The sequence below is a fragment of the Marinobacter sp. BSs20148 genome, assembly GCF_000283275.1.
In the GTDB taxonomy this organism is placed as follows: domain Bacteria; phylum Pseudomonadota; class Gammaproteobacteria; order Pseudomonadales; family Oleiphilaceae; genus Marinobacter; species Marinobacter psychrophilus.
Genome location: NC_018268.1, coordinates 2,516,839 through 2,528,600 on the forward strand (window position 1 = coordinate 2,516,839; position 11,762 = coordinate 2,528,600).

The following is an 11,762-nucleotide window of genomic DNA, read 5'->3' on the forward strand; positions in this document are numbered from 1 at the left end:
AAACCTGACCCTTACCGCGGAGGCAACTCTGAACAATCTGAATCTTCGCCATCTGCATTATTTTTGGGTGATTTCCCGCCTGGGTTCTGTGGTAGCCGCAGCCGATCATCTTGAGCTGACACCGCAAACGCTCAGCGGCCAACTGTCAAGCCTGGAGGCACAGCTAGGCGGTGCTCTGTTCCACCGCGCCAACCGGGCTTTGCAACTCACCGATTTTGGACATACCGTGTTCAGCTACGCCGACGAAATGTTCAAGACTGCACAGGCACTGTCTGATCTGGTGATCAAGCCTGCCGAGGATCGCCCGCTGCGGCTGGCCGTGGGTATCTGCGCCTCGATTCATAAGTTGATCGCCTATCGTTTGCTGAAACCGGCGCTGGAATTGCCGCGTACTGTAAAGCTGCGCTGCCAGACCGGTGACCTCTCACAACTTTTGAAATGTCTGCACCAGCGCTCTCTTAACGTCATACTCAGCGACCGCCCGCCTGCGGATAAAGACGCGCCCCAGGTGCGCTGCTACGCATTAGGTCGCTCCTCCATGTCGCTGTTTGCGGTACCCGAGCTGGCCCAACGTCTGGCCAGTGATTTTCCCCAAAGCCTGAATCATCAGCCGTTTTTGGCCACCTCTCTGGATGCACCTTACATCACTGAGCTGAAAAACTGGTTTGCCAGTCGCAACATCGCGGTCAATGTCGTGGCAGAAGTTGACGACAGCGCCCTGATCAAAGTCTTCGGCCACCAGGGTGTAGGCTATTTCGCTGCACCTACGGTGATCTGCGACGAAGTATGCCGGCAATATCAGGTTGCCCACATTGCCACCATTAACGAGGTTCAGGACACGCTGTTCGCTATCACCCGCGATCACGGCAGCCACGATGCCGCGGTGCAGGCTATTATTGAAGGACCTATGGCCATCGTGAATAGCATCGGAAATTCCGATGTATAAAGCCGAAGAAACTTTATTTTTTTCGAGCCGTAATTAATGGATGATCAAGTCTTACACCATGCAACGTGCACCACACCAGGAGTGGCGATCATGAAAACGATCCATAAGTTTCGGCTTGAAGGCGGTAAGGTTATCAACACCCTGAAATTGCGAGAAGGCTACAGAGCGGTGCGCTGCGAATACGTAGTGCCCGACAAGTGCGTATACCTGTGGGTTGAACAGCCGTTGAGTGTTGACATTGCAACGGTGGTGCGACAATTCGTTGTGACGTTTTCAGGAGAACCGGTACCCATTCACTACAACTATGTAGACACCGCCATCGACACTCTGGGCGCCGAGGCTTATCACGTGTTCGAAGTGTCAGGGGCGGCTACCGGCGAGATGCTGACCAAGGGAGAAGTGCACGCCGAACCTTTGGCTGCTGCGCGCTAAGGCGCTTCTTTTAAACAGCGGCCGTCGGGATTGGCCTGCAGGATTCGACTTTCACAAAACCAGAACAGGACTTAATGGGCCTGTTTTGGTTGTGCGCGGTATAGCGGACGTCAGATATTGACTTTGAACCCCAGAGAGCGGAACTGCTCTCCCATGGATTTACTGCTGCCTTTAAGCTGGATTTTCAAACTGGAACATTCACGGCGCACCGGATATTCCTTGCGAAGCCGATCAAAGGCTTGGGCGCGCTGCTGCTCGTCGCCCGCCATGCTCAGCCGTAAACGGGCGTCGTCACGGCGCGGATCGTAGCAGTTATGCAAAGCCTGCTGTATCGCATCATCGCCGGCGTTGCTGGTGAATGCCAGCTTACTTAAGGGCGGCTGGGGCAAATACTGGCCTGCCTGTTTGCGCACGGGCAAGCCAAGAAAGCGAGACAGCGCCCGGTATATGGTTTCGGTGCCATGCACTTTGCCTTCAAGGCTGTAACCGGCAATGTGCGGCGTGCCCAACCAAACCTGCTGCAGCAGCTGCGGGTCTATGTTGGGTTCATTTTCCCACACGTCCAGCACCACCGTGGGCGCATCGGGTTGCTGCAGACGGGCAAGCAAATCGGCGTTGTTGATCACTTCACCACGCCCGCTGTTGATCAATAGCTGATCGGGCCTGAGTATCGCAAGCTCTTGCGCCCCCAACAGGTGATAGGTTGGGTACTCTCCCTCGCGGGTTAGCGGAGTGTGCAGCGTTACCATGTCACACTCAAGCGCCTGCTCAAGGCTGGAAAACTCGGTCGCGCTTGACTCGTCCAACCCGTCGAACTGGGCCTGCTGCCTGGGCGGATCGCACAGAACAACGGTAAAGCCCAAGCGTTCCAGCCTTTGCGCCAGTAACCCGCCAACGTTGCCAGCCCCCACAATACCAACACTCTGGCGCGCCCAGTTGCTGAGCCCGCGCCTAGAGGCGTGCAACGAAGCCACAGCCAGAACGTACTCCACCACGCTGTTGGCATTGCAGCCGGGGGCGGCGCAAAAATGGATACCCTGAGATTCTAACCAGAACTGATCAACATGGTCGGTACCAATGGTGGTGGTACCCACAAAACGCACCCGGCTGCCTTCCAGCAAGTCGCGATTTACCCGGGTAACCGAACGCACCAGCAACACATCGGCGTCGCGCACCTGGTCTGGGCTGAGCTCTCGGCCGCTGACCCGGCGGATGTCACCAAAATCGGAAAAAAACGAGTCCAGTAACGGAATGTTTTCGTCTGCAACAATCAACATGCCGGTCGTCCGCCTTTTTATCTAAACTGGTATGGGTCTAAACCGTTGTATTTCAAACCTTGTGTCTTAAACGTTATCTCTGAGCTTTTGTGCCCAGCGTCTCTATCAGAGCTGTGATCAGGTCTTTCTATAAGTGCGCCTGAATCAGCTTCTGCGCGGCCGGCTATTGCCACTGCGGTTGCCACTGCTACGGTTACCGGTCGGGCGCGTGCCCTGTGGCCGACGACCGCGTTTACGGGCGATCGGAGCGTTGTCCATCGGCACCATCAACGCTTCGTCTGGAACCTCGTTAGCAAGCTTCTGGCCGATGTACTTTTCAATCGCCGGCAGGGCGAAAGAGTCGTCTTCGCCGGCAAAGCTGATAGACACGCCGGTGCTGCCGGCACGACCGGTGCGGCCGATACGGTGTACGTAATCTTCGGCGTTGTCTGGCAGATTATAGTTGAACACATGGGTTACGCCATTAACGTGGATACCACGGCCTGCGACGTCTGTAGCCACCAGCACCTGAATGCTGCCGGCCTTGAACTGCTCAAGGGTTTTCAGGCGTTTGGCTTGGGCAATCTCGCCAGACATCAGCGAAACAGAGACCCCCTGATTGCGCAGGTCTTCTTCTAAATCACGGCACTGGTCACGGCGATTGGCGAACACCAGCGCCTTGTCCACTTCCGGGCGCTTCAGATAATTCACCAGCACCCTCAGTTTTTCATCATCGCCGACCAAGTATACGGTCTGTTCAACCCGCTCGGCGGTTTTCTGTTCCGGCTCAATTTCCACAAACTCGGCGCTTTGGGTCCACATAGAGGCAAGATTCAGTACATCTTGGTTAAACGTCGCGCTGAACAGCAGCGTTTGACGATCTTCCTTTGGCGTACACTTGCGAATGATGCGCTTAACATCCGGAATAAAGCCCATATCGAGCATGCGGTCGGCTTCGTCAAGAATCAGAATATCGATTTGGTCAAGAAACACGTCCTGAGACCCCAGAAAATCGATTAGCCGGCCCGGCGTTGCCACCAGAATATCCACGACTTCGTTCTGTAACTGATCACGCTGCTTGTCGTAGTGCATACCACCCACCACGGTCACGACTTTATGGCCGGTATGGGCACACAACTGCTCGGCGTCTTTGGCGATTTGCATCGCCAATTCACGGGTGGGCGCCAGCGCCAGAACCCGCGGCTCCGAGGCAAAACGCTTGCTGTCTTCAATCGGGGTTTCCAGCATGGTCTGGATCGCGGTAATCAGAAACGCGGCGGTTTTGCCGGTGCCGGTCTGAGCCTGGCCGATCAGGTCCTGGCAGGCCAGGGTCCAAGGCAGGGTTTCAGCCTGTATCGGAGTGCAGTACTCAAAGCCTATGGCGGCAATGGCCTGCTGCAGGCGATGATCCAGATTCAAGTCGCTAAAACGCAAATCAGAGGTATGACTGCGATCAACAGTAGGACTGTCAATAACGGGACTGTCACTAGCACTGGAGATGTTGTTGTCAGCAGCAGACGTCGGGTTGCTGTCGGTAGGATTATTATCAATGGTCATACGGTTTCGGTGTCCTTGGTATTCCGGGAGTCAGAACCGACAGCCGCCCATAATGGCGCAACTCGCCGTGCATCTTTTTGCAAGGCCTCTGTAAGCGAGCCCTCGGTTCCATAAAAACGCATTAGCGCGTGTAAAAAATTCGCTGCACGGCAGGGTATGCTGCTGTTAAAGCCGCTCAGGGGTCTATTCTCAAATCCACTCACACCGGCATCAGCAGCATCAGCAGCATCCGGTGCAAGATACGCTATCGCCTGGTAAGCAACCCGGCTGGCAAACAGTTGCTGGTCGGCCGCGCCCTGCCCCGCCAGATTGTCAACGCTGATATGAAAGCGCCCGTCACAGGCCAAAGCAAACAGCCATTCCAAAGCCTGGGGTTTTACCTCAACCTGTTCGAAAGCGAACTGCTGCTCACGGCTACGACCGTCAGGGCAATACCAGTAGCCGTAATCTTGCAGTGTGCGGCGGTATTCACCGGCAATGCACCAATGACTGATTTCGTGCAAGGCGCTGGAAAAATAGCCATGGGCAAAGATCACCTGTGCCGGGCCCGGGCCAGCAGGCAAATATTCCGGTTCGTTGTCGCCACGCACCAGAACAGTCTGGCAAGGCTGACCGAACAAACCATTAAATAGCATGATAATATCGTTTGCACAGTGCATCATTGGGCCACTATTGTGCGGCTTTAACAGCCCCAATGCCAGCGTGATCTTGAGCCTGCGTCAAGGTACAAAATGCTGTACCGGCAAACACCCGGGGAACTTGGCGTAACATTTACCCTCTACACCGCTGTTGGTTTTCACTCATTCGTTTGCAATAAAGGCTCAACATGATTGTTACTGCTACAGTCCGGCAACGCCCTCGGGCTTTTTGCCAGCTAAGCGCACTTGTCGCATTGATGGTTTTTTTGCTGGCGCACAACACCGCGTCCGCGCAACAGGATGCCACCTTCTCAAGCTTTTTTGGCGGCAGTTCCGCTGGCCAAGGTGACTTTCTTCCTGTCGATCAGGCGTTGCCTTTTAGTTACCGCACCGACGGTGACGCGCTCATACTAGAATGGGACATTGCCCCGGAACACTATCTTTATAAGAGCCGAATTGCCGTAACCCCGGTCAGCGCGGGCATTAACCTCGGGGAGCTTGAGTTTGAACGCCCGGGCGTTATCACCAACGACGAGTTTTTTGGTGAAATGGCGGTGTTTTACGACCCTATCCAGGCTCGGCAACCCATCCGGTTGCTCGCCGGGGTCACCGAAGCCGAGCTTCAGGTCAGCTATCAAGGCTGCGCCAGTGCCGGCTTGTGCTACCCGCCGCAAACCCGCGACCTGCTATTTTACGCCAACAGTGATGGCTTAAGCAGCGCTGCGCCAGGCGAGGCAATCAATTCCAATGCCACCTCTGACGCCAGCAACAGCCGCCCCAACCCGGCGAACGCTGTGTCTGATACTCGCAGTGCCAGTGGGCTTGCCGGCTTCATGAGCCAGCAGCCAAACTGGCTGATCGTTGGCGTATTTTTCCTGTTGGGCCTGGGGCTGACGTTTACTCCCTGCGTGCTGCCCATGATACCCATTATTGCCTCACTGGTGTCTGGCCAGAATACCCGCTCCAGCGCCCATGCTCTGGTGCTTGCCTCTAGTTACGTGTTGGGCATGGCGCTGACCTACGCCGCAGCCGGCGTGCTGACCGGTTTGCTGGGGGCCAGCTTTAACCTGCAAGCACAACTCCAGTCGCCCGTGGTATTAAGCGTTTTTGCCGCGCTGTTTATTGTGTTTGCGCTGGCCATGTTTGACGTTTTTGAATTACAGCTACCGGCGTTTATTCGCAATCCGCTCAGCAATGCCAGCCAAAACCTGTCCGGCGGGCGCATTGCCAGCCTGTTTGGCATAGGCGCGCTGTCGGCGCTGGTGGTATCGCCTTGCGTGTCGGCCCCGTTGGCGGGCGGCCTTTTGTACATTTCTGCAACCCAAGACGCGGTCATCGGCGGTCTGGCGCTGCTGGCCTTGGGCCTGGGCATGGGCGCGCCGTTGATTGCTGTGGCGGTGGGTGGGCGCAAAATTCTGCCGACATCGGGCGTATGGATGAAAACGGTCAAGCACGGTTACGGCATTATGCTGCTAGCCGTTGCTATCTGGCTGCTGGAACGGATGCTTGCGCCCTCGCTTACTCTGACTCTGTGGAGCTTGCTGATTGCCTTGGTGGGCGTTCAACTGGGCGCCTTCGACGCCGCCAAAGCGGGCTGGCAGCGCACCCGAAAAGGGCTTGGACTGGTGGTATTTGCCTGGGGTATGGCTCTGTTGGCAGGTGCACTGGCAGGTGCCAACGATCCGCTGCAGCCGCTGGCGCCGTTCACAGCTGGCAACCCCGGTAGCGGTGCCGGCAGTGCGGCTAGCCACGCCAACTTTCAGCGCACCAGCGAACCGCAGCAGATACGCCAACTTTTGCAACAAGCACAAGCCGCTGGCAAACCCGCACTGCTGGATTTCTACGCCGACTGGTGCATTGCCTGCAAGGTGATGGAACGCAACGTGTTCAGCGACGCCGAGGTTGTTCAAGCCCTGGCGCCTTACAGTCTGATACAGCTTGATATGACGGCTAACACGCCGCAGCAGCAGGCCCTACTGGACGAGCTAGGCCTGTTCGGGCCGCCGGGCATCCTGTTTTACAACATCGGTGGTCAGGAAATCGGTCACCAACGTATTTTGGGTGAGATGAACCGTGGCGAATTTCTGCAACACCTAAACGGCGTTGATACTCGCGGCTAAACGTCTTAAACATCAGCCGCCGCGGCGAATCATAAAATGGAACTCACCATCAGGTTGGTCCTGAGCCAGAAGTTCGTGGCCGAGAAACTGACAAAACCGGGGAATGTCCCGCACAGTGGAAGGGTCGGTTGCCGTTACCCGAAGAATGCCGCCCGCCGGCACGTCTAAAATACGACTGTGCAGCATCATTACAGGTTCCGGGCAGTACAGGCCCCGAGCATCGAGTTCTGCGTCAAATTCTGGGTTTTCCACGGTTTAGCTCCTGAGAATGGGTCGATTCAACCTTTAAATCTGTTAACTTAATGGGTATTGGACACCAGAATTCGAACCACAACAACCGAGGCTCGCCATGATCCGAGTATTAATTGAACGGCACATTGCCGAATCCCTGGAAGTCGCTTACGAAACACGCTCGCGCAAGGTTTTGCAAAATGCGGTTGCTGCCCCGGGCTTTATATCCGGCGAAGCCCTAAGCAATCGAAACGATCCAAACAACCGCTTTATACTTTCGAATTGGAGCTCGGTCAGTCACTGGGACCGATGGTACCGATCTAAAGAACGCAAAGAACTGATGGCAGAACTGATACCGATGATGGATCGCGAGGAAATAATCACCATACTCGAACAGAACGGATCCTGATTACCCGATAAGAGTCAGCGTTCAGCGATGATTCTGTCTGCGAATTGCCGAGTCAATTGCGCCGCCTGGCGAATTAAATCGTTCTGGATTTCTGGCTGGCGCGCCAAGGGTTGAAAGTCGTGATTGCCACCCTCCAGCCAACGCAATTCCCCGTTAGCCAGAGCGGCGCTTTGAGCTTCAAGCTCTGCCGGTTTGCCAAACGGGTCACGAGTGCCCTGAACAATCAGCAGCGGGCAGGTAATGTGCGCCAAGTGCTCAGTACGCCAGCGATCAAGCTTACCCGGCGGATGAAATGGGTAGCCGTAACAGACCACTGCGTCTATTAGACTGCTCTTTAGCAGGTTGCTATTAAAACTCGGGTCAGAACCTTTCCTTATATTGGCCGGTTGAGCCAGTAAGCTGGCCATACGCCCGCCCATGGATTTTCCGCCAGCCATCACAAAGCAATCCGGCGGCAACTCCTCTTTTGCTCGTTCAAGAGCCAAAGCGAAGCTGTCCAGTAAGCCCGGCTGCCGGTCGGGCGGGCGTTTGCGTCCGTCAAAGCGGCGTTGTTGCATGTAGGGAAACTCGAACCTGATGCTAGAAATACCTACGTCATTCAACGCCATTACCAGTTGTTCCATATAGTCAGAATCCGCCGGCGACCCGGCACCGTGAGCAACCACCATAGCGATCGTGGGAGCATCGTAGAAACCAACGCTGGGCAACCATGTATTTTTGTTCATATTTCTTTCCGAAGAGTCACGTTAAGTGGCGTAGGTACAATGGTAAAATAGTCAATCCAGATTACCACCTAATTACTTAACTCCTTGCCGCACATCTATTTCCGCCATTTTTTATGCGTGTCAGGAGTTGACCTGAATCATTGCAAAGGCCTAATGCTTTCCTCATAATTACGTCCGCATAAACCCCTTTCTAACCCAATGGTAAGGCTATGAGCACGTTGAATCCGAACCTGACATACAACTATAAGGTGGTAAGGCAGTTCGCCATCATGACGGTCGTGTGGGGAATTGTTGGCATGGCTCTGGGTGTGCTAATTGCAGCACAGCTGGTTTGGCCGGCCCTCAATTTCGACCTACCGTTTACCCACTTCGGCCGTCTACGGCCGCTGCATACCAACGCCGTTATTTTCGGCTTTGGTGGAAGTGCGTTGTTTGCAACGTCGTACTATGTCGTTCAGCGCACCTGCCAGGCGCGCTTGATTTCTGACAAGCTTGCAGCCTTCACCTTTTGGGGTTGGACTGCGATTATCGTCTCAGCGGCTATCACTCTGCCAATGGGCTTTACGTCCTCTAAAGAGTACGCCGAGCTGGAATGGCCGATCGACATCGCCATCACCATCGTTTGGGTGGTATACGCTCTGGTATTTTTTGGCACAATTACCAAACGCAGCACACCGCATATCTATGTGGCTAACTGGTTCTACGGTGCCTTCATACTGACCATCGCTGTTCTGCACATTGGTAACAACCTGGCTATGCCGGTCAGCGCGTTTAAGTCTTACTCGGCCTATGCCGGTGTTACCGATGCCATGATGCAATGGTGGTATGGTCACAACGCCGTCGGTTTCTTCCTGACCGCAGGCTTCCTGGGCATGATGTACTACTTCGTTCCCAAACAGGCTGGTCGTCCGGTTTACTCCTATCGCTTGTCCATCGTTCACTTCTGGGCGCTGATTGCGACTTACGTATGGGCCGGCGGTCACCACCTGCACTACTCTGCCCTGCCAGACTGGGCCCAGACCGCCAGCATGGTTATGTCTCTGATTCTGCTTGCGCCGTCCTGGGGCGGTATGATCAACGGCATGATGACGCTGTCCGGCGCATGGCACAAACTGCGTACCGATCCTATCCTCCGCTTCCTGGTGGTATCCTTGTCGTTCTACGGCATGTCTACCTTCGAAGGCCCGATGATGTCGATCAAGACGGTTAACGCCTTGTCACACAACACAGACTGGACCATTGGTCACGTGCACTCCGGTGCTCTGGGCTGGGTTGCCATGATCAGTATTGGCGCTATGTATCACCTGGTTCCAAAACTCTGGGGCGTGAAAGAGATGCACAGCACGAACCTGATCAACGTTCACTTCTGGCTGGCCACGGTAGGCACCGTTCTGTACATCGTCTCTATGTGGGTCAACGGCATTATGCAGGGCCTGATGTGGCGCGCGGTTAACGAAGACGGCAGCCTGACCTACAGCTTTGTAGAAGCTCTGGAAGCCTCTTACCCGGGTTACTTCGTCCGTTTCCTGGGCGGTGTAATCTTCCTGAGCGGCATGCTGTTTATGGCCTACAACGTCTACATGACTGTCCGTCAGAAAGACGCCGTTGCCGAGAATAACGCCGCAACCCAGGCAGCGTAACGGAGAGATATTAGATGAAACATGAAATAGTTGAAAAAAACCTTGGCCTGATGATTGTCTTGATCCTGCTGACTATCAGTGGTGGCTTTCTAGCCGAAGTGCTTCCGTTGTTCTTCCTGAAGAGCGTTAACGAACCCATCGATGGCCTGGAACCTCTGGCAGCGCTGGAACTGGAAGGTCGTGACATCTACATTCGCGAAGGCTGCCATGTATGCCACACCCAACAGATCCGCCCGTTCCGTGCGGAAACAGAGCGCTATGGCCACTACTCCGTTGCGGGCGAGTTCGTTTACGACCGTCCGTTCCTGTGGGGCTCCAAGCGTACCGGTCCTGACCTGGCCCGCGTTGGCGGTCGTTATTCCGATGCTTGGCAGCGCCAGCACCTGTATAACCCGCGCAGTGTGGTTCCCGAATCGAACATGCCAGCATTCCCTTGGCTGTTCGAAGATCTTGTCAACCACGAAGGTACTGCTGCCAAGCTAATGGGGCTGCAAACCTTGGGGGTTCCCTACACCGACGAACAAATCGCATCAGCCGCCGCCTCAGTAGAGGGCAAGTTTGAAATCGAAGCTTTGCTTGCATACCTGCAGCAGCTTGGCACCGTGCTTCCAAACAAACGGTGATCTAATGGACGTTAACGACTTACGCGGCATTCATACCCTGATCATAATGGCGATGTTTATCGGCATCATCTGGTGGGCGTTCAGCGCCCACCGCAAGAAGGCGAACGAAGAGGCATCGCACCTTCCATTTGATGACGACGAAGTCGAACAGCGTACTCTTGAGCGGGAAAAAATGGAGAAAAAACAATGAGTACCTTTTGGAGCATTTGGGTCACGGTCATCGTGCTTGGTACTATTTTCGGGTGTACCTGGCTGTTGCTTTCGACTCGCAAAAGCCAGACCTCCGATGTGGAAACCGACCGTACTATGGGTCATTCCTTCGATGGCATCGAAGAATATGACAATCCGCTGCCGAAGTGGTGGTTCTATCTGTTCCTGTCCACCATTGTGTTCGCGCTGGGCTATCTGGCGCTCTATCCGGGCCTTGGTAACTACAAGGGCCTGCTGGGCTGGACTTCTGTCAACCAGTGGGAAGCAGAAGTTGCCGAAGCAGACGCGCTTTACGGCCCGATCTACGCACAGTATGGCCAAACAGCGGTACCCGAGCTGGCCAAAATAGACGACGCCATGAAGCTTGGCCAACGTCTGTTCGCCAACAACTGCGCAGTGTGCCACGGTTCTGCGGCGCGCGGCCAAGTAGGCTTTCCTAACCTGACCGACACTGATTGGCTGTACGGTGGCTCACCGGAAGCCATTCTGCATACCCTGAACAACGGTCGCATGGGCGCTATGCCGGCCAAAGGCGTAATGCCCAACATGACCGACACCCAAGTCGATCAGGTGGTCAACTACGTGTTGAGCTTCAGTGGCCGCGCCAAAGATCCAGCGTCTGTTGAAGCTGGCAAGGCAGTGTTCATGCAGGCCTGCACGGCGTGTCACGGTGTCGACGGTAAGGGTATGCAAGCCCTGGGTTCGCCCAACCTGACTGACAACGTGTGGCTGTACGGCTCTACCTTCGACTGGATCCGTCAAACGGTAGTCTACGGTCGGCAAAACCAAATGCCCTCGCAGAGTGGTCGTTTATCTCAAGATCAGATTCAGATACTCGCCGCCTACGTTTACAGCATGTCGGACTGAAAAGACCAAGCCGGAGCTCGCTCCGGCTTGGTCTTTTCAACTCTGTGTCTGCCGCTGGCGGGCACAGACTTGAAGTGATCAAACAAGTAATCCACCTGAGACAAATCA

General features: G+C 55.1%; 13 protein-coding genes. 8 read left to right on the forward strand and 5 right to left on the reverse strand.

The annotated features are described in order from the left end of the window. Window positions 1-52 precede the first annotated feature (52 nt). Window positions 53-946 carry a LysR family transcriptional regulator gene (locus tag MRBBS_RS11415; protein WP_227497662.1) on the forward strand — a complete coding sequence of 298 codons (894 nt, stop codon included), beginning with the start codon at window positions 53-55 and terminating at the stop codon, window positions 944-946. A gap of 90 nt (window positions 947-1,036) precedes the next feature. After that, entirely contained in the window at window positions 1,037-1,378 is a 342-nt protein-coding gene (locus MRBBS_RS11420; protein WP_014871674.1) for a hypothetical protein, read from the forward strand. Between the two features lie 110 nt (window positions 1,379-1,488). On the opposite strand, the gene pdxB is transcribed toward MRBBS_RS11420, so the two are convergent. The 3 genes from pdxB to MRBBS_RS11435 form a co-directional block, all read right to left on the reverse strand. Continuing rightward, the gene (pdxB, locus tag MRBBS_RS11425) at window positions 1,489-2,655 is read right to left on the reverse strand and encodes a 4-phosphoerythronate dehydrogenase PdxB (RefSeq protein ID WP_014871675.1); all 1,167 of its coding nucleotides are present in this window, start codon (window positions 2,653-2,655) and stop codon (window positions 1,489-1,491) included. Between the two features lie 144 nt (window positions 2,656-2,799). After that, window positions 2,800-4,191, reverse strand: coding sequence for a DEAD/DEAH box helicase (locus tag MRBBS_RS11430; protein ID WP_014871676.1), 1,392 nt, complete (start codon window positions 4,189-4,191; stop codon window positions 2,800-2,802). Continuing rightward, a complete protein-coding gene (locus MRBBS_RS11435) occupies window positions 4,188-4,826 on the reverse strand; it encodes an elongation factor P hydroxylase (protein WP_014871677.1) in 639 nt (212 codons plus the stop codon). The genes MRBBS_RS11430 and MRBBS_RS11435 overlap by 4 nt, the downstream gene beginning before the upstream one ends. A 191-nt stretch (window positions 4,827-5,017) precedes the next feature. Between MRBBS_RS11435 and dsbD the strand changes: the two genes are divergently transcribed. Then, window positions 5,018-6,949, forward strand: coding sequence for a protein-disulfide reductase DsbD (gene dsbD / locus MRBBS_RS11440; RefSeq protein WP_014871678.1), 1,932 nt, complete (start codon window positions 5,018-5,020; stop codon window positions 6,947-6,949). A 12-nt stretch (window positions 6,950-6,961) separates the two neighbouring features. On the opposite strand, the gene tusA is transcribed toward dsbD, so the two are convergent. Further along, a complete protein-coding gene (gene tusA / locus MRBBS_RS11445; protein WP_014871679.1) occupies window positions 6,962-7,201 on the reverse strand; it encodes a sulfurtransferase TusA in 240 nt (79 codons plus the stop codon). 97 nt (window positions 7,202-7,298) lie between these two features. On the opposite strand from tusA, the gene MRBBS_RS11450 reads away from it, so the two are divergent. Further along, entirely contained in the window at window positions 7,299-7,589 is a 291-nt protein-coding gene (locus MRBBS_RS11450; protein ID WP_014871680.1) for an antibiotic biosynthesis monooxygenase family protein, read from the forward strand. Between the two features lie 14 nt (window positions 7,590-7,603). Here the strand turns inward: MRBBS_RS11450 and MRBBS_RS11455 are convergent, their stop codons facing one another. Beyond that, on the reverse strand, window positions 7,604-8,314 hold the full coding sequence (locus tag MRBBS_RS11455) for an alpha/beta family hydrolase (protein WP_014871681.1): 711 nt from the start codon (window positions 8,312-8,314) through the stop codon (window positions 7,604-7,606). Window positions 8,315-8,523: 209 nt separating this feature from the next. On the opposite strand from MRBBS_RS11455, the gene ccoN reads away from it, so the two are divergent. From ccoN to ccoP, 4 genes are read left to right on the forward strand one after another with little or no spacing between them, the layout of a single operon-like run. Next, entirely contained in the window at window positions 8,524-9,954 is a 1,431-nt protein-coding gene (ccoN, locus tag MRBBS_RS11460; RefSeq protein ID WP_041635267.1) for a cytochrome-c oxidase, cbb3-type subunit I, read from the forward strand. 14 nt (window positions 9,955-9,968) lie between these two features. Continuing rightward, window positions 9,969-10,577: a cytochrome-c oxidase, cbb3-type subunit II gene (ccoO, locus tag MRBBS_RS11465; protein ID WP_014871683.1), complete on the forward strand. Its 609-nt coding sequence runs from the start codon at window positions 9,969-9,971 to the stop codon at window positions 10,575-10,577. A 4-nt stretch (window positions 10,578-10,581) separates the two neighbouring features. Continuing rightward, window positions 10,582-10,767 carry a cbb3-type cytochrome oxidase subunit 3 gene (locus tag MRBBS_RS11470; protein WP_014871684.1) on the forward strand — a complete coding sequence of 62 codons (186 nt, stop codon included), beginning with the start codon at window positions 10,582-10,584 and terminating at the stop codon, window positions 10,765-10,767. Further along, entirely contained in the window at window positions 10,764-11,654 is an 891-nt protein-coding gene (ccoP, locus tag MRBBS_RS11475) for a cytochrome-c oxidase, cbb3-type subunit III (protein ID WP_041635268.1), read from the forward strand. The genes MRBBS_RS11470 and ccoP overlap by 4 nt, the downstream gene beginning before the upstream one ends. The last annotated feature ends 108 nt before the right edge of the window (window positions 11,655-11,762 follow it).